Origin of the sequence: Streptomyces sp. NPDC002138, from assembly GCF_040296485.1 — a bacterium.
GTDB lineage: Bacteria > Actinomycetota > Actinomycetes > Streptomycetales > Streptomycetaceae > Streptomyces.
The window spans coordinates 21,363-38,788 of the sequence record NZ_JBEOXE010000072.1 but is presented as its reverse complement, the minus strand read 5'-3'; the positions used below and the strand labels follow the sequence as shown (position 1 = coordinate 38,788).

The window sequence follows — 17,426 nt, the reverse complement described above, 5'->3', positions numbered from 1 at the left end:
TCCAGGAGCTGGAGTCGCAGTTCCGCGGCGCCGGCTGGAACGTCATCAAGCTGATCTGGGACCGCTCCTGGGACCCGCTGCTGGCCCAGGACCGGATCCGCCGGGCCCCGGTCCGCGGCGGCCGGTGTCTCAGAGGTTCTGCTGCTTGATGATGTCCTCCAGCGAGCCGGAGGACAGTGAGCCGGTGGGGCTCAGCTTGTCGACCGCCTGGGGCAGCGCCTGGGCGATCTGGTCGGCCGCCTCCTGCGGGCTGACGCCGGCCTGCTGGGCGGCCTGCTGCAGGGCCTCGTCCGGCAGGGCCTTGGCGATCTCCGCGCCGCTGACGGCCTGGTTCTCGCCGGTGCCGACCCAGGACTGGGCCTGGTCGACGAGGCCGGACTTCTTCAGCATCTCCAGCAGGCCGCCGAGCGGGTTGCTCCCGTTGCCCGCCGCCTGCGCGCCGCCGGCGCCGCCCGCGCCGCCGCCGAGCGCGCCGAGCAGGGCGCCGAGGATGTTGCCCGCACCGCCGCCGCCCTGGCCGCCGCTCCCGCCGCCGCCGAGGAGACCGCCGAGGAGACCGCCGAGGTCGTTACCCGCCATCGTCATGCCTTTCGAAGAGGGAGCCGGGGCGCACGGCACTGGGCCCGCCCGGCGTCGAGACACGGCCAATGTCACCCGAACCGGACAGGCCTGCCACTGGGCGGCGTCCGGCCCCGCGTCCTGCGGTAGAACGGGCGGCATGATCTTCCACATCGTCGCCCTCGCCGACTGGTCCGCCGCGCCGGACCGCCCGTACGCCCCGCCCTCGCTCGACTCGGAGGGATTCGTGCACTGTTCGGCGGACGCGGCCACCGCGCTCGCCATCGCGGACGCGCACTACGGCGCGGTGGCCGGGCCGCTGCTCGCGCTCGAACTCGACGAGGCGGCCCTGACCTCGCCGGTCCGCCGGGAGGGTGAATCCGGCGCCCGCTACCCGCACGTGCACGGCCCGTTGAACCGGGACGCCGTGATCCGCGTGTGGGAGGTCGTACGGACACCGGGGCGCCCGGCGGAACTGGCTCCGCCCGCCCCCGGCCACTGACCCGGGACCTGCCGGCCGGGGCGGCGGGCGGCGCGGCGGGCTTCTCACGGGGCCTCCGACCCGCCAGGATGCTGCTGCCCCACCGGTCACCCCAGCAAGGAGATGTCATGAGCGAGCCCACGCGCACCGCCCGGCGCACGGTACTGGCGGCAGGGGCGGTGGCCCTGGCGGGCGGCGCGCTCACCGCGTGCGGCGGCGGTGACGAGAAGCCGGCCAACGGCTCCGGCGCCGCCACGCCCCCCAGCACGCCCCCGAGCGAGCCCGTCGGCACGCCCGCGGCGCCCTCGGCCCCGGCCGACGGCGGGGCGACCGGCAAGACCCTGGTGAAGACCTCGGCCGTACCGGTGGGCGGCGGCACGATCCTCAAGGACGAGAAGCTCGTGGTCACCCAGCCCACGGCCGGCTCCTACCGCTGCTTCACGGCGGTCTGCACCCACCAGGGCTGCCTGGTCACCAAGGTGGAGGCCGGGACCATCGACTGCCCGTGCCACGGCAGCAAGTTCCAGGTCGGGGACGGCGCCGTGGCGCACGGCCCGGCCACCCGCCCGCTGGCCGAGAAGAAGATCACGGTGTCCCCGGCGGGTGAGATCTCCCTGGCCTGATCTCCCCGGCCGATCTCCCCGGTCCGGCCCGCCGCACCTCCCCCGAAATCACTTCGCGCGGCGGGCCGCCGGCCGCCTACGCTGCGGCGATGGAAGACGATCTGACGCTGGTGCGCGACCACACGGTCTACTCGTGCGTGATGGGATCGCGGGCGTTCGGTCTGGCGACGGAGGCGAGCGACACCGACCGGCGCGGTGTCTACCTCGCCCCCGCCCCGCTGTTCTGGCGGTTCGAGAAGCCGCCCACCCATGTGGAGGGGCCCCGGGAGGAGGAGTTCTCCTGGGAGCTGGAACGCTTCTGCGAACTGGCCCTGCGCGCGAACCCCAACATCCTGGAGTGCCTGCACTCCCCGCTGGTGGAACGGCTGACCCCGGTGGGCGAGGAACTGCTCTCGCTCCGCGGGGCGTTCCTGTCCCGGCGCGCCCACACCACCTTCACCCGCTATGCGGCCTCGCAGCGCGCCAAACTCGACGCCGACGTCCGCCTGCACGGGGCCCCGCGCTGGAAGCACGCCATGCACCTGCTGCGCCTGCTGGCGTCCTGCCGTGACCTGCTCCGCACGGGCCGCCTCTCGATCGACGTGGGCGACCACCGCGCGGACCTCCTCGCCGTGAAGCGCGGCGAGGTCCCCTGGCCGCAGGTGCAGGCCCGCATGATCCGCCTGACGGAGGAGTCCGACGCGGCCCTCTCCACCACCCCGCTCCCCCCGGACCCGGACCTCCCCCGCGTCGAAGCCTTCCTGATCCGCACCCGTCGCGCCTCGGCCCGCTGACCCCGGCGGCCGCGGGGACCGCTCACGCGTCCCAGAGGGCGCCGAAGGACAGGAGCTCCTCGCGGTATTCGATGCGGCCCTCCCAGTCGCGGGGCCAGGCGTCCGCGCCGAGGTGGGCACCCGCGAAGGCGCCCGCCAGGCAGGCGATGGAGTCGGAATCGCCCTGCGTGCAGGCGGCCCGGCGCAGGGCGGTCAGGGGGTCCTCGGGGAAGAGCAGGAAGCAGTGCAGGGCGGTGGCCAGGGCTTCCTCGGCGATCCAGCCGTCCCCGGTGGCCAGGCAGGGGTCCGTCTCCGGGGAGGGCTCGCGCAGGGCGGCCGCGAGCCGGTCCAGGACGCCGAGGCAGTCGTCCCAGCCGCGCGCGATGTACGACTCCGGGGTGGCGTCGGACGCGGTGCGCTGCCACAGGTCGCCGAGCCAGCGCTCGTGGTAGCGGGTGCGGTTGTCCAGGGCGTAGGAGCGCAGCTGCCCGATCAGGCCGGTCACCTCGGTGCCCCGCGCCAGCAGGTACACGGCCCGCGCGGTGAGGTCGGAGGCCGCGAGCCCCGTCGGGTGCCCGTGGGTGAGGGCCGACTGGAGCTGGGCGGCGCCCGCCCGTTCCTCCTCGGTCCAGTCCGGTACGAGCCCCACCGGCGCCACCCGCATGTTCGCCCCGCAGCCCTTGGAGCCGATCTGGCTGGCGTCGCGCCAGTCGCGGTCCGGGTCCTTCAGCAGGGAGCAGGCGACCATGCAGGTGCGGCCCGGGGCGCGGTTGTTCTCGGGCGAGCGCCACCATTCGACGAACTCCTCGCGGACCGGGCGGGCGAGCCGCAGCGGGCCGACCGGGCCGCTCTCGGCGGCGGTCCGCATCCCGCGGGCCAGGGCCAGCGTCATCTGGGTGTCGTCGGTGACGATCGCCGGGCGCGGCAGCGCCATCTGCCGCCAGGGGCCGGTCTTGGAGAGGATCCCCGGGATGTCGTTGAACTCCGTGGGGAAGCCCAGGGCGTCGCCGAGGGCCAGGCCGATCAGGGCGCCCGTCGCCGCCCGCTTGGTGGTCGTGCTCATCGTGTGTGTCCTTCCGAGGGGCGGAGCAGGGGCGGGTGGAGGGCGGTCGCCGGACCGGCCCGGTAGAGCGCCGCCGGTTTGCCGCGCCCGCCGGTCAGCCGGGCGGCCCCCGGCACCGCGTCGACGAAGCCGGGGGTGGCGAGCACCTTGCGGCGGAAGTTGGGGCGGTCCAGGGCGGTGTCCCAGACGGTCTCGTAGACGCCCTGGAGTTCCCCGAGGGTGAATTCGGGCGGGCAGAACGCGGTGGCCAGGCAGGTGTACTCGAGCTTCCCGCCGATCCGCTCCCGCGCGTCGGCCAGGATCAGCGCGTGGTCGAAGGCGAGGTCCGGGGCCCGTCCCACCGGTGTCCAGCGCGCCTGCTCGGCGTCCCCGCCGCCCGCCGGGGCCGGTTCCGGCATGTCCGGGACGAGGGCGGTGAAGGCGACCGAGACGACCCGCATCCGGGGGTCGCGGCCGGGTTCGCTGTAGGTGCGCAGCTGTTCCAGGTGGAGGTCCGCGACCACCGGGGCGGGCAGCCCGGTCTCCTCGGCGAGTTCGCGGCGGGCCGCGCCCTCGGCGGACTCCCGGGGCAGCACGAACCCGCCGGGCAGCGCCCAGGCCCCGGCGTACGGTTCCTGGCCGCGCCGGATCAGCAGGACGTGCAGGACGCCGTCCCGCACGGTGAAGACGGCGAGGTCGACGGTGACGGCGAACGGCTCGAAGGCCGCCGGGTCGTACCCCTCGGGCCGCGGCGCGCTCACCGGCGCGCCGCCGGGACGGCCTCGGTCCCACCGAGCGGTCCGGGCCCCGGGGCCGCCTCGGGCAGCGGGTCCGCGAAGTGCCGGCCCTCCGCGAGCAGCGCGTCGACCGCGGCGACGGCCGTCTCCAGCCGCTCCTCGCGGTCCCCGCCCACGAGGAGGAAACGCCTGCCGGTGCGGGTGAGTTCCTCGTGGAACCGGCCGGTCATCCAGGGCCGCAGCCGCGGCTCGTCGCGGAGCCCGTCGTCCTCGAAGGGGACGTCCTCGTGGTCGGTGAGCAGGTACAGGTCCCGCCGGGGCCCGGCGGCGGCGATCTCCTCGACCTCCGGGCTGCGCGCGCCCAGGTAGCGCTCGTGCCAGATGCCGGTGGCGAAGGAGTCCGTGTCGCAGAAGAGCACCGGCGAGCCGAGCCGGGCCGCCGCTTCCTCGTCGGCGTCCTGGCGGCGCGCGATCAGGGGGAACTCGGCGGAGGTGAACTCCGCGTCGGCCCAGCCGGCCGCCGGGTCCACGGCGCGCAGGGCCGCCAGCTTCTCCTCGCTGTAGGCGCGCCCGTACTCGGCGACCCAGCCGGTCTCCGCCCAGACCCCGCCCCGGCGCCGGTAGTGCGCGGCGAGCGCGCGGGAGAGGGTGGTGGTGCCGGTGGACTCGGCGCCGAGGACGACGACCCGGCGGGCGAGGGCCGCCCGGACGCCCGGGCCGAGGAATCCCCAGCTGCCGACGGGGTCCGCGCGCACGGCCGTCCCGGAGACCGGGAAGAGCGAGCGGGCGGGGTCGACGCAGACCTCCTCGGCGCCGAAGCGCCGGGCCAGCTCGGCCCCGTACGCCTCGGAGGTGAAGACGGCGTCCACCGGCTCACCGACGGCGCCCCGGAAGACGGCCATGTGGGCCTCCCACACCGCCGGGTCGTACAGGTCGACCGGGATGTCGTCCACCGCGCCGACGACCCGCGCCTCCGGGTGCGCCTCGCGCATCCAGGCGACCCGGTCGGCGAGCGGGACCGATTCCACGGAGGCCGCGCAGACCAGGACCGTCAGCCGCTCGCACTGGTCCTGGGCGGTCCGTACGAGGTGGTGGTGCCCTGCGTGCGGCGGATAGAACTTCCCCAGCACCAGGCCGTGCCCGTGGCGCCGCCCGGAGCGTTCCGCGTACGCCGTCATGCCGTCGCTCCCGTGGGCGCGCTGCGGGCGCCGGGCGCGGCCAGGGTCCGGCGCCAGCCGAGCAGGCCCGCCACGCACAGGGCGAGGAAGCCGCCGTACAGGACGGAGGTCAGCCACAGCCCCTTGTACGCGTACAGCGGGATGTAGACCAGGTCGGCCGCGATCCACAGCCACCAGGACTCGATGAGCTTGCGGCACTGCCCGTAGGTGGCCATGAGCGAGAGGGCGGTGGTGAGCGCGTCCCAGAACGGGACGGTGGAATCGCTCACCCGGTCGAGCAGCAGGGTGAGCCCGAGGGTCCCCACCGCCCCCGCCGCGGCCAGCCAGGCCCATTCGGCGCGCGTGGTGCGGCGCACCGGCAGGGATCCGGCGGTTCCTGGTCCACCCCCGTGGGTCCAGGACCACCAGCCGTAGGCGGCGAGGGCGATGAAGACGATCTGGAGCCCGGCGTCGGCGTAGAGGCCCGCCTGGGCGAAGAGCACGATGAAGAAGATGTTGTTGGCGATGCCGATCGGCCAGTTGGCGACGTGCTGCCGGGCCACCAGCCAGACGCACAGGGCGCCGGTGGCGAAGCCGAGTACCTCGGTCCAGCTCATGACGGACCCCCCGCTCTCTTTATAGTCATCCTGACTATAAAGCCGCGCGCGCGGCCGGGCAAGGGAAAAGCCCGCGGCGCCTGGGCGTCGCGGGCTTTTCCTGAAGGACGGGTCCGGTTACAGACCGACCTCGCGCATGAGCATGCCGACCTCGGTGTTGGTCAGGCGGCGCAGCCAGCCGGACTTCTGGTCGCCCAGCTCGATCGGACCGAAGGCGGTCCGCACGAGCTTGTCCACGGGGAAGCCCGCCTCGGCCATCATGCGGCGGACGATGTGCTTGCGGCCCTCGTGGAGGGTCACCTCGACCAGGTAGTTCTTGCCGAGCTGGTCGACGACGCGGAAGTGGTCGGCGCGGGCGTAGCCGTCCTCCAGCTCGATGCCGTCCTTGAGGCGCTTGCCGATCTCGCGGGGCAGCGGGCCGGTGATGGCCGCGACGTACGTCTTCTTCACGCCGTACTTCGGGTGCGTGAGGCGGTGGGCCAGCTCACCGTGGTTGGTGAGCAGGATGATGCCCTCGGTCTCGGTGTCGAGCCGGCCGACGTGGAAGAGACGCGTCTCGCGGTTGGTGACGTAGTCACCGAGGCACTGACGGCCGTCCGGGTCCTCCATGGTGGAGACGACGCCGGCGGGCTTGTTCAGCGCGAAGAACAGGTACGACTGGGTGGCGACGGTCAGGCCGTCCACCTTGATCTCGTCCGACGGCTGGACGCGCTTGCCCTGCTCCAGCACGATCTGGCCGTTGACCTCGACGCGGGACTGCTGGATCAGCTCCTCGCACGCGCGGCGCGAACCCATGCCCGCGCGGGCCAGCACCTTCTGCAGGCGCTCGCCCTCCTCCTCGGCACCCGGGAAGGTCTTCGGGGTCTTGATCACGGGCTTGTCGGCGTACCGGTCGCGCACGCGCTCCTCGATCCGCGCCTCCAGCTCGCGCGGCTTGGACTGGCCGCTGCGGCTGCCGGGGCCGCTGCGCGGGCCGCCCGCTCCGCCGATGCCGGGGGTCCGGGAGGTCTTGGGGCCGCCCTTGGCGCCACCGCGGGCCGCCGCGCCGCGCGCGCCGCCACGGTTGCCGTCGGCCGCGCCGCGGGCACCGCCGCCGCCCGCCTTGGCACCGCCGCGGCCGTTGCGCTCGCCCTCGGGGCCGACGTCGTAGCGGCGCTCCTCGGGGCGGGGGTTGCGGATCCGGGGCGCGGGCGCCTGGTCACGGTCGCGGGAGTCGGAACCGCCCTGGTAGCCGCCGCCCTGGTAGCCGCCCGAGCTGCCGCCACCCTGGTAGCCGCCACCGGACGAGCCGCCGCGCGAGCCGCCGCCCTGGTAGCCGCCACCGGACGAGCCGCCGCGCGAGCCGCCGCCCTGGTAACCGCCGCCCGACGAACCGCCGCGCGAGCCGCCACCCTGGTAGCCGCCACCGGACGAACCGCCACGGGAGCCGCCACCCTGGTAGCCGCCACCGGACGAACCGCCGCGCGAGCCGCCACCCTGGTAGCCGCCACCGGAGGAGGAACCACCCCGGGAGTTGCCGCCGCCCTGGTAGCCGCCGCCGGAGGACCCTCCACGGGACCCGCCGCCGGAGGAGCCGCCGCGCGAGCCGCCGGACGAGCCCCCGCGGGAGCCGCCGCCCTGGTAGCCGCCGCCCGAGGAGCCGCCGCGTCCGCCTCCACCGCCGCCGCTGTTCCTGTTACCGCCGCCGTTGCCGTTACCGCTGCTTCGCATCAAAGTTCCGTCGTCTTGTCGTCATTCATGAGTATCCGGCGCATACGGTGCGTCCGGATCGAACGACGGCACACCCTCCAGCGTCTCGGCTTCGATCGCGTCCGCCTCGGGGAGGAAGGGCGCGAGCTCCGGGAGCTCGTCCAGGCCGCGCAGGCCCATCCGCTCCAGAAAGTAGTTCGTCGTCCTGTACAGGATCGCACCTGTTTCGGGTTCCGTCCCCGCCTCGGCCACCAGACCGCGCTGCAGGAGGGTCCTCATGACCCCGTCGCAGTTGACTCCGCGCACCGCCGAGACCCGCGAGCGGCTCACCGGCTGGCGGTAGGCGACGACGGCCAGCGTCTCCAGCGCGGCCTGCGTGAGACGGGCCTGCTGGCCGTCCAGGACGAAGCCCTCCACGGCCGCCGCGTACTGCGGCCGGCTGTAGAACCGCCAGCCCCCGGCGATCAGCCGCAGCTCGAATCCGCGGCCCTGGCGGGTGTACTCGTCGGCCAGCTCGCGCAGGGCCACCGCCACCTCCCGCGGGGTCCGCTCCAGCACCTTGGCCAGGTGCGCCTCGGTCGCGGGCTCGTCGACGACCATGAGTACGGCCTCCAGCGCGGGCCCCAGCGCCAGCTCTCCCACGTCACTCATCCCGCGCGCCTTCCCCGATCCGGTCGAACTCGTCACTGACGGCCGCGGCGGCCTCCGTGCCGCCCTCGCCGCCGCTCCAGCGGACGGTCAGCGTCCGCAGGGCCTCCTCCTGGTCCAGCACCACCACCTTCTCGCGGTACAGCTCCAGCAGCGCCAGGAACCGCGCCACCACGGTGAGGGTGTCGGCGGTGTCCTCGGTCAGCTCCTGGAAGGTGGCCTCGCCGCGGGCCCGCAGGATCCGTACGACGACCTCGGCCTGCTCCCGGACGCTGACGAGCGGCGCGTGGATGTGGTCGACGTACACCTCGGGCTTCGCCCGGGGCTGCATGGCGTTGACGGCGATCCGGGCGAAGCCCTCGGGGCCGATGCCGATGACCACCTCGGGCAGCAGCTCGGCGAGGTGCGGCTCCAGCCCGACGGTGCGGGGGCGGCGCCCGCCCTCGGCGTCGGCCCGCTCCTCGAAGATCGCGGCGATGCGTTTGTACGCGCGGTACTGCAGCAGGCGCGCGAAGAGCAGGTCCCGGGCCTCCAGCAGCGCCAGGTCGGCCTCGTCCTCCACCTCGGCGACCGGCAGCAGCCGGGCGGCCTTGAGGTCGAGGAGGGTGGCGGCGACCACGAGGAACTCGGTGGTCTGGTCGAGGTCCCCGTCGGGTCCCATGGCGCGGATGTGCGCCATGAACTCGACGGTGACCTGGGAGAGGGCGACCTCGGTGACGTCGAGCTTGTGCCGCGAGATCAGCTGGAGCAGCAGGTCGAAGGGGCCTTCGAAGTTGGTCAGGCGCAGCGTGAAGCGCCCGTCACCCGGCCCCGCGGGCGGCGCCGCCCCCGTGCCGGGCGTCCCGGGCGGCACACAAACGCCCTCAGCGGCCCCCTCAGGCCCTTCCGGCGGCTCAGGCTCCCCCGAGGCCGCCGGAGGCCCCGCGGGCCCTGCGACGCCCTCCAGGGCGTCTCCTGGCGGTTCGGGAGCGGTGCGGCCGGGGCCACGGCCCAGGCTGCGGCGGGCGGGACGGCCGGGGTCGGCGGTCGAGGGAGACATCGCGGTCCAGGGGGTACGGAAGGGAGAACGGCCGCTGCGGCCTCCCCCATGGTGCCGCCTGCGCCCCGGCGGGCCGGGACGTGGCGTACGTGCGGCGGGTCAGCGGCCGCGCAGGCGGCGGACCAGGATGCTCGCGTCCCCGCGGGACTCCAGGTCGGCCAGGACGACCGCCACGGCCTCCCGCACGATCCGCCCGCGGTCCACCGCGAGCCCGTGCTCGCCGCGCAGCACCAGCCGCGCGTGCTCCAGGTCCATCAGTTCCTCGGCGGAGACGTAGACCGTGATCTTCTCGTCGTGCCGCTCACGCCCGCTCGGCCGCCGGTTCGCCCCGCGGCCCTTGCCCCGCCGCTGCTCGCCACCGCCGCCGTTCGCGGAGCTGACAGAACCTTCCTGCGGCCTGCGCGGAGCGCCCACAGCGGGGGCCGCCTCCCGGCCGCGCCCCTCCGCCCCCGCCTCCGGCGCGGTGGCGGTGTGCTCCGACCGGGCCGACGTACCGCCCGCGGCCGAGGCCGCGTCCTCGCCCGAGCGGCGCGGCGAGGACGACTGGAGGGCCATCCCTCCGGTCGTACGGAACAGTTCGTCGGCTCCGGGCAGACTCACTCGGCGGGACACCGGGCGAGCACCTCCCTGGCCAGCTGGCGGTAGGCGGCGGCGCCGACGGAGTTGGAGGCGTAGGTGGTGATCGGCTCACCGGCGACCGTGGTCTCCGGGAAGCGCACCGTACGGCCGATGACCGTGTGGTAGACGTGGTCGTCGAAGGCCTCGACGACCCGCGCCAGCACCTCGCGGCTGTGCACCGTGCGGGAGTCGTACATCGTGGCGAGGATCCCGTCGAGCTCCAGCTCCGGGTTGAGCCGCTCCTGCACCTTCTCGATGGTCTCGGTCAGCAGCGCCACGCCGCGCAGCGCGAAGAACTCGCACTCCAGCGGGACGATGACCTTGTGAGCCGCCGTCAGGGCGTTCACGGTCAGCAGACCGAGCGAGGGCTGACAGTCGATCACGATGTAGTCGTAGTCGGCCATCAGCGGCTTGAGCGCCCGCTGGAGCGTCGACTCGCGCGCGACCTCGCTGACCAACTGCACCTCGGCAGCGGACAGGTCGATGTTGCTCGGCAGCAGGTCCATGTTCGGGACCGCCGTCTTGAGCAGCACCTCGTCGGCCGACATCCCCCGCTCCATGAGCAGGTTGTAGACCGTCAGGTCGAGTTCCATCGGGTTCACGCCGAGGCCCACGGACAGCGCGCCCTGCGGGTCGAAGTCGACGAGCAGCACGCGGCGCCCGTACTCGGCGAGGGCGGCACCCAGGTTGATGGTCGACGTGGTCTTGCCCACGCCGCCCTTCTGGTTGCACATCGCGATGATCTTCGCCGGACCGTGGTCGGTCAGCGGACCCGGGATCGGGAAGTACGGCAGCGGCCGTCCGGTCGGGCCGATCCGCTCCCGGCGCTGGCGGGCAGCGTCGGGCGCGAGAGTGGCCGCGTACTCGGGGTCGGGCTCGTACTCGGCGTCGGGGTCGTAGAAGTGCCCTTCGGGCACCACGTCGTAGTCGGCGAAACCAGTGGGCTTTTCGCCGCTCAGGTCGCCGGCCCTGGAGTTCACGTCTAGGCCGTCCATGCTCTTTTGGGGCGTCGTCAGGTGCTGGTGGTTTGCGAAGGTACGTACCGCGACGGAGCCGACAGCCTCGAGTCCGACCGGACCCTGGCCCCGCGCAGGCATCCCTGCTTGACCACCTCCAGGAGCAAATGTCGACTCATTCACAAGTCGTCTTACCTCCTTGGACGTGACCAGGACACTTATCGATAGGTCAGCGTGGCACCATGCCGACGGTTGGCGACTCTATGGCGTGTCACCGCTCCGCAGCAACACAATCCGCCGGACCCGCCGCGTTGTGTCGGCAACCGAACACCACTCTGTCAAGGGCGTACGAGCTGTCACTGCGAAGTTTCACGGGTGCGCGAATCGGTTAAAGGGTTACGTTCGAGGCGAGTTGAGCGGGGTCCGCGAGCGCCCCGAAACGCCTCCGGCCGGACCTTGCTGACAAGGTCCGGCCGGATACGTGAGATTGACGTCAGTCGTTGACGACAAAGCCGTCGACCGATGCCGACCGCGCGTTTTCGGATCAGCCGAGGAGCGTGCTCAGCTCGAGGGTCGGCAGGCCGTGGGCCTCGGCGACCGGGCCGTAAACGACCTGCCCGTCATGGGTGTTGAGACCCAGCGCGAGCGCGGCGTCGCGGCGCAGCGCCTCGACCCAGCCGTTGTTCGCCAGCGACACGATGTACGGCAGCGTGGCGTTGGTGAGGGCGTAGGTGGAGGTGTTCGGCACCGCGCCCGGCATGTTGGCGACGCAGTAGAAGACCGAGTTGTGGACCTCGAAGGTCGGCTCGGCGTGGGTGGTCGGACGGGAGTCCTCGAAGCAGCCGCCCTGGTCGATCGCAATGTCGACAAGGACACTTCCGGGCTTCATCCGGGACACCAGCTCGTTGGTGACCAGCTTCGGGGCCTTCGCACCCGGGATGAGCACCGCGCCGATGACGAGGTCGGCCTCGAGGACGGCCTTCTCCAGCTCGAAGGCGTTGGAGACGATCGTCTGGATCTTCGTGCCGAAGATCTTGTCGGCCTCGCGCAGCTTGTTGATGTCGCGGTCGAGCAGGGTCACGTGGAAGCCCATACCGATGGCGATCTGCGCGGCGTTCCAGCCGGAGACGCCGCCGCCGATGACGACCGCCTTCGCGGCCTGGGTGCCGGGGACGCCGCCGGGGAGGATGCCGCGGCCGCCGACCGAGCGCATCAGGTGGTAGGCGCCGACCTGCGGGGCCAGCCGGCCCGCGACCTCGGACATCGGGGCGAGCAGCGGGAGCGCGCGGTTGGCGAGCTCGACCGTCTCGTACGCGATGGCGGTGGTGCCGGACTCCAGGAGCGCGTCCGTGCACTCGCGGGAGGCGGCGAGGTGCAGGTACGTGAAGAGGGTCTGGTCCTTGCGGAGGCGGTGGTACTCCTCCGCGATGGGCTCCTTGACCTTCAGCAGCAGGTCGGCGGTGGCCCAGACCTCGTCGGCGGTGCCGAGGATCTCGGCGCCGGCCGAGACGTACTCGGCGTCCGTGATCGAGGAGCCGACACCGGCGTTCTGCTCGACGAAGACCTGGTGGCCGTTACGGACCAGCTCATGCACGCCGGCGGGCGTGATGGCGACCCGGAACTCGTTGTTCTTGACCTCGCGGGGGATGCCGACCTTCATCGTCGATCACGGTCCTTGGCTCAGGGGAAATTACGGGGTACTTCCATACATACCCGCCCACAAGAACGCGCAACGGGATGCACCACGGGATGCCGCGGTGAACCCAGTCTAATGAAGGATGAGTCGCTGTCTAGCCTTGCAAACGAATAACTTCAGTCGGAAGCACTACGGATTTCGCAGGCTGCGGGGTCATCTCCCAGCAATCTGTCGGCCGCGGCCCGGTGCAGCCTGGCGGCCGCGGGGTCGCCGAGCCGGTCCAGCGTGTCGGCCAGGCGCACCTGCAGCGCGGCCTGCAGACGCAGGTCACCGGCCTTGCGCGCCAGCTCCACCGCCTCGCGGCAGGTGTGCAGCGATTCCTCCGGCCGCCCGGCGTATTCGCGCACCCGTGCCATCTCGCTCAACGCCTTTGCCTGGCCCGGTACATCGGCCAGCTTGCGGTAGCCCGCCGAGGCCGCCCGCCAGCTGCGCAGCGCGTCCCCGTAGCGGCCCGCGTAGGTGTGCACGTTGCCGAGCCGCCCGTACAGCCTCGCCTCGTCCGCTCGCTCCCCCCTCGCGAGGGCCTGGGACAGCGCTCGACCGAACCAGTCGGCGGCCCGGTGCCAGTCCCCCAGCTCCTGGTACGCGCCGCCTACGGATTCCATCGCGCGGCCGGTCGCGTACGGGTCATTCGCCGCCCGTCCCGCGTCCAGCGCGGCCCGGTAGCGCTCCAGGGCCTCCTGCGTACGTCCGGTTTCGGCGTCCAGGTCGGCGAGGTTCAGCAGGGCCGCGGCCTGCTCGCGGTGGAGCCCGCGGCGCTCGGCGACGTCCAGCACGAGGCGGTGCAGCCCGTACAGCTCGGGGGCGGCCGCCGCGGTACCGCGGTGGTCGGCCAGCGCCCGGACGAGCCCGGCGACCAGGCGGCGGGCCAGGGTGTCCAGCTCGCCGTCCGCGACCGCCAGCGCGGCCGCGGCGGACAGCACGGGCAGCCGGCCGTCCAGCCAGCGGGCGGCGGCCCTGCGGTCCGGGAAGCGCAGGGTGCGCGGGAGGCCGTCGAGCTGCTCGCGCACGACGTCCTCGTCCTCCTCGGTCATGGCCCGGCAGGAGTGCAGCAGCCGGACCGTGCGCTCCAGCATCCGGGCCCGGGCCAGCTGCACCTCGGCCGTACGTTCCTTGGCCTCCAGGAGGGCCTGGAGCAGCGGGGCCAGGCAGCCGGGCACCAGGTACTGGCCGTCGGCCGCCGGGCGCAGCAGCGCCAGCCCGGCGAAGTCCTCCAGCGTGGACTGGGCCGCGGCGACGGAGCAGCCGGCCAGGGCGGAGGCGGTGTGCGAGTCGACCACGCCGGCCGGGACGAGCGGGAGCAGCCGCAGGCTGCGCTGGGCGGGCTGCGGGAGGGATTCGTAGACCAGCCGGAAGGCGCGGGCCAGCGGTCCGGCGGCCTGGGCGGGCATGTCGTGGAGCTGCTTGGCCACGTCCGCGACGGCGGCCTTGGGGTGGGCGGCGAGGTAGCCCCCGGCCAGGGCCAGCGCGGCGGGCTGGCCCCCGCAGGCCTCGGCGAGCGCCTCGGCGGCGCGGGGGTCGGCGGTGACGCGGGTGGCGCCCATGCGCTGGGCGAGCAGTTCGACGGCGGAAGGGGTGTCGAGCGGGCCCAGGGTGCAGGGGCGGACGTCCGGGATCCCCGTGAGGGGGCCCTCGGCGGTCACCACGACCAGGCACTCGGGGGTGTCCGGCAGCAGGGCGTCGACCTGGTGCGGGTCGGCGGCGTCGTCGACGAGGAGGATGGCCCGGCGGCCGGCGAGTGCCTCGCGCAGGGCGGAACTCAGCTCGTCCTCGGCGGCGCCGGGCGGGGTGGCTTGGCCGAGCGCCTCCAGCAGACCCCTGACGACCCGTTCGGTGGCGACGGGCTCGCCGCCGGGGGCGGTGAGGCGGGTCCGGAGCACCCCGTCGGGGTACTCGTCCGCCACCTCGCGCACACAGGCCTCGGCGAGCGCGGTCCGCCCCGATCCGGGGCGCCCGGCGACGAGCAGCACCCGCGCGCGGGGCGCCTTGGCCTTGCGGCCGGAGAGGGTGTCGAGCCCGGTCCGGGCGATGTCCTCGCGCAGCTCCTTGAGCTCGCGCCTCCGCCCGACGAAATCCGTCACGGATCCGCTCCTCTCCCTGCGCTCGGGGATCCCGAGAGTAGTTCACGCAGAGCGACGATCCGTGGCGAGCGCGGCGGACAAATCCCCCAATCGGATCAGCGGATGGTCACACCACCCTCCCGGGGAACGCCTCCGGCGGCGCCTCAATCGCCGGCGAGGCTGAGCTGCCCTCGAGCCGAGCGGCCGAGCCGAGCCCCGGTGCGGCCTCCGGCGGCGCCTCACACGCCGGCGAGGCTGAAAGGCAGCGATGCGGCACGCACATCCAGCCCCGCCGGCGATTGAGGCGCCGCCGGAGGCACCACGAGGCAGCGCCCGGCCCACGGCAGCCCCGGCCACGGGCTGCGGCAGCGGCAGCGGCAGCGGCAGCGGCGGGCCGCCTTACGGCGCGTACGGCCGGGCCGGCCAAGGGGCATCGGCGGGCCGCAGGGACTCCACGCCACCCCCCGCCAGCGCGGCGGCCAGCGCCAGCACCCCCGTCACCAGCCCGGGGTTGGAAAGCTCCCCCGCCAACACCCCCCGCACCAGCTCCCCCACCGGCACCCGCTCCAGCTCCATGTCCGCCTCCTCCTCCGAGACGGCGTACCGCTCCCCCTCCGCCTCCGCGAGATCCCGCGCCAGGAAGATCCGGATCGCCTCGTCCGATCCCCCCGGCGAGGCGAAGAAGTCGGCCAGCACCCACCACGACTCCGCCTTGACGTACGCCTCCTCGTACAGCTCCCGCTGCGCCGCGTGCAGCGGGTTCTCCCCCGGCACGTCCAGCAGCCCGGCCGGCAGCTCCCACAGCCGGTGCCGCACCGGATGCCGGTACTGGCGCAGCACCAGCACCCGCTCCTCCTCGTCCAGCGCCAGCACGCACACCGACCCCGGGTGCACCTGGTAGTCGCGCCGCACGACGGCCCCGTCCGGCATCCGGACCTGGTCCGACCGGACCGCCGTCTTCGCGCCCTCGAACGGGGTGCGCGCGGCGACGACCTCCCACGACTCCGCCGTGTCCGTGATGCCCATGGCCATACCCTCCCGGGAAACGCGACAGCCGGGGCACGATCCCGTACCCCGGCTGCCTACGTTATCGACCGTCAGGCGGTCGACCTCGCGCTTACTTGCCCTGCTGGCGCGCCACGGCGGCCTTGACCAGTCCCGCGAAGAGCGGGTGCGGGCGGGTCGGACGCGAGCGCAGCTCCGGGTGGGCCTGGGTGGCCACCAGGTAGGGGTGCACCTCGCGCGGGTACTCGACGTACTCGACGAGCTTGTTGTCCGGGGAGGTGCCCGAGAAGACGAGGCCCGCCTTCTTCTCCAGCTCGCCGCGGTAGGCGTTGTTCACCTCGTAGCGGTGACGGTGGCGCTCCTCGACGTACGGCAGGTCATCGTAGACCTCGCGCACGATCGAGCCCTCGGCGAGCTTCGCCGGGTACATGCCCAGGCGCATGGTGCCGCCCAGGTCGCCCGCGCCCTCGACGAAGGCCAGCTGCTCCTCCATCGTGGAGATCACCGGGTTCGGGGTCGAGGCGTCGAACTCGGTGGAGTTCGCGTCCTCGATGCCGGCCAGGTTGCGCGCGGCCTCGATGACCACGCACTGCAGACCCAGGCACAGGCCGAGCAGCGGGACCTTGTTCTCGCGGGCGAAGGTGATCGCGCCGACCTTGCCGTTGACGCCGCGGTCGCCGAAGCCGCCGGGCACGCAGATCGCGTCGACGTCGCCGAGCACCGCGGCGGCACCCGCCGGGGTCTTGCAGTCGTCGGAGGTGACCCACTTGATCTGGACCCGGGCCTTGTTGGCGAAGCCGCCGGCGCGCAGCGCCTCGGTCACCGACAGGTAGGCGTCGGGCAGGTCGATGTACTTGCCGACGAGCGCGACCTTGACCTCGTGGTCGGGGTTGTGGACCCGGTCCAGCAGGTCCTCCCAGACCCTCCAGTCCACGTCGCGGAACGGCAGGTCGAGCTTGCGCACGACGTAGGCGTCCAGGCCCTCGGTGTGCAGGACCTTCGGGATGTCGTAGATCGACTTGGCGTCGATCGCGGCGACCACCGCGGCCTCGTCGACGTCGCACATCAGCGAGATCTTGCGCTTGATGGAGGTCGGGACCTCGCGGTCGGCGCGCAGCACGATCGCGTCGGGCTGGATGCCGATGTTGCGCAGGGCCGCGACCGAGTGCTGGGTCGGCTTGGTCTTCAGCTCGCCCGAGGGACCGATGTAGGGCAGCAGCGAGATGTGCACGACGAAGACGTTGTCGCGGCCGACCTCGTGGCGGACCTGACGGACGGTCTCCAGGAACGGCAGCGACTCGATGTCGCCGACCGTGCCGCCGACCTCGGTGATGACGACGTCGACGTCGTCGGTCGCCATCCGCCGGATGCGGTGCTTGATCTCGTTGGTGATGTGCGGGATGACCTGCACGGTGTCGCCGAGGTACTCGCCGCGCCGCTCCTTGGCGATGACCTGCGAGTAGACCTGGCCGGTGGTGACGTTGGCCGAGCCGTCGAGGTCGACGTCGAGGAAGCGCTCGTAGTGGCCGATGTCCAGGTCGGTCTCGGCGCCGTCGTTGGTGACGAACACCTCACCGTGCTGGAACGGGTTCATCGTGCCGGGGTCGACGTTGAGGTAGGGGTCGAGCTTCTGCATCGTGACCCGCAGGCCCCGCGCCTTCAGCAGCGCACCCAGGCTGGAGGCCGTCAGACCCTTGCCGAGGGACGAAGCGACACCCCCGGTGACGAAGATGTGCTTGGTCGTCATG

The 17,426-nt window shown here is 73.3% G+C and carries 17 protein-coding genes; 3 read left to right on the top strand and 14 right to left on the bottom strand.

Annotated features, from left to right (window positions below; all coding sequences use genetic code 11):
• Positions 1-129: 129 nt before the first annotated feature.
• On the bottom strand, positions 130-579 hold the full coding sequence (locus ABT084_RS32170; RefSeq protein ID WP_351051547.1) for a YidB family protein: 450 nt from the start codon (positions 577-579) through the stop codon (positions 130-132).
• 139 nt (positions 580-718) lie between these two features.
• Between ABT084_RS32170 and ABT084_RS32165 the strand changes: the two genes are divergently transcribed.
• From ABT084_RS32165 to ABT084_RS32155, 3 genes are all read left to right on the top strand, one after another.
• Positions 719-1,060, top strand: a complete 342-nt coding sequence (locus tag ABT084_RS32165) for a DUF952 domain-containing protein (protein WP_351051544.1) — start codon at positions 719-721, stop codon at positions 1,058-1,060.
• Positions 1,061-1,167: 107 nt separating this feature from the next.
• The gene (locus ABT084_RS32160) at positions 1,168-1,662 is read left to right on the top strand and encodes a Rieske (2Fe-2S) protein (protein WP_351051541.1); all 495 of its coding nucleotides are present in this window, start codon (positions 1,168-1,170) and stop codon (positions 1,660-1,662) included.
• A gap of 89 nt (positions 1,663-1,751) precedes the next feature.
• A complete protein-coding gene (locus tag ABT084_RS32155) occupies positions 1,752-2,435 on the top strand; it encodes a nucleotidyltransferase domain-containing protein (RefSeq protein WP_351051538.1) in 684 nt (227 codons plus the stop codon).
• Positions 2,436-2,457: 22 nt separating this feature from the next.
• Here ABT084_RS32155 and ABT084_RS32150 read toward each other — a convergent pair whose 3' ends face one another.
• From ABT084_RS32150 to pyrG, 13 genes are all read right to left on the bottom strand, one after another.
• Positions 2,458-3,477 carry an ADP-ribosylglycohydrolase family protein gene (locus tag ABT084_RS32150; protein ID WP_351051535.1) on the bottom strand — a complete coding sequence of 340 codons (1,020 nt, stop codon included), beginning with the start codon at positions 3,475-3,477 and terminating at the stop codon, positions 2,458-2,460.
• On the bottom strand, positions 3,474-4,217 hold the full coding sequence (locus tag ABT084_RS32145) for an NUDIX hydrolase (RefSeq protein ID WP_351051532.1): 744 nt from the start codon (positions 4,215-4,217) through the stop codon (positions 3,474-3,476). The genes ABT084_RS32150 and ABT084_RS32145 overlap by 4 nt, the downstream gene beginning before the upstream one ends.
• A complete protein-coding gene (locus tag ABT084_RS32140; RefSeq protein ID WP_351051530.1) occupies positions 4,214-5,371 on the bottom strand; it encodes an AAA family ATPase in 1,158 nt (385 codons plus the stop codon). Before ABT084_RS32140 ends, ABT084_RS32145 begins: the two co-directional genes overlap by 4 nt.
• The gene (gene pnuC / locus ABT084_RS32135) at positions 5,368-5,967 is read right to left on the bottom strand and encodes a nicotinamide riboside transporter PnuC (protein WP_351051527.1); all 600 of its coding nucleotides are present in this window, start codon (positions 5,965-5,967) and stop codon (positions 5,368-5,370) included. Before pnuC ends, ABT084_RS32140 begins: the two co-directional genes overlap by 4 nt.
• Before the next feature lie 117 nt (positions 5,968-6,084).
• Positions 6,085-7,677 carry a pseudouridine synthase gene (locus tag ABT084_RS32130; protein ID WP_351051524.1) on the bottom strand — a complete coding sequence of 531 codons (1,593 nt, stop codon included), beginning with the start codon at positions 7,675-7,677 and terminating at the stop codon, positions 6,085-6,087.
• A gap of 21 nt (positions 7,678-7,698) precedes the next feature.
• Positions 7,699-8,307 carry an SMC-Scp complex subunit ScpB gene (gene scpB / locus ABT084_RS32125; protein WP_351051521.1) on the bottom strand — a complete coding sequence of 203 codons (609 nt, stop codon included), beginning with the start codon at positions 8,305-8,307 and terminating at the stop codon, positions 7,699-7,701.
• Positions 8,300-9,343: a segregation and condensation protein A gene (locus ABT084_RS32120; RefSeq protein WP_351051520.1), complete on the bottom strand. Its 1,044-nt coding sequence runs from the start codon at positions 9,341-9,343 to the stop codon at positions 8,300-8,302. Before ABT084_RS32120 ends, scpB begins: the two co-directional genes overlap by 8 nt.
• 99 nt (positions 9,344-9,442) lie before the next feature.
• Positions 9,443-9,955: a hypothetical protein gene (locus ABT084_RS32115; protein WP_351051518.1), complete on the bottom strand. Its 513-nt coding sequence runs from the start codon at positions 9,953-9,955 to the stop codon at positions 9,443-9,445.
• Positions 9,940-11,058: a ParA family protein gene (locus ABT084_RS32110; RefSeq protein ID WP_330329685.1), complete on the bottom strand. Its 1,119-nt coding sequence runs from the start codon at positions 11,056-11,058 to the stop codon at positions 9,940-9,942. Before ABT084_RS32110 ends, ABT084_RS32115 begins: the two co-directional genes overlap by 16 nt.
• A 403-nt stretch (positions 11,059-11,461) precedes the next feature.
• Positions 11,462-12,577, bottom strand: a complete 1,116-nt coding sequence (gene ald, locus ABT084_RS32105) for an alanine dehydrogenase (RefSeq protein ID WP_351051515.1) — start codon at positions 12,575-12,577, stop codon at positions 11,462-11,464.
• Positions 12,578-12,729: 152 nt separating this feature from the next.
• On the bottom strand, positions 12,730-14,694 hold the full coding sequence (locus ABT084_RS32100) for a tetratricopeptide repeat protein (RefSeq protein WP_351051513.1): 1,965 nt from the start codon (positions 14,692-14,694) through the stop codon (positions 12,730-12,732).
• Positions 14,695-15,072: 378 nt separating this feature from the next.
• The gene (locus ABT084_RS32095) at positions 15,073-15,699 is read right to left on the bottom strand and encodes an NUDIX domain-containing protein (RefSeq protein WP_351051510.1); all 627 of its coding nucleotides are present in this window, start codon (positions 15,697-15,699) and stop codon (positions 15,073-15,075) included.
• A 91-nt stretch (positions 15,700-15,790) separates the two neighbouring features.
• Positions 15,791-17,425: a CTP synthase gene (gene pyrG, locus ABT084_RS32090; protein ID WP_351051507.1), complete on the bottom strand. Its 1,635-nt coding sequence runs from the start codon at positions 17,423-17,425 to the stop codon at positions 15,791-15,793.
• Position 17,426: the final 1 nt, after the last annotated feature.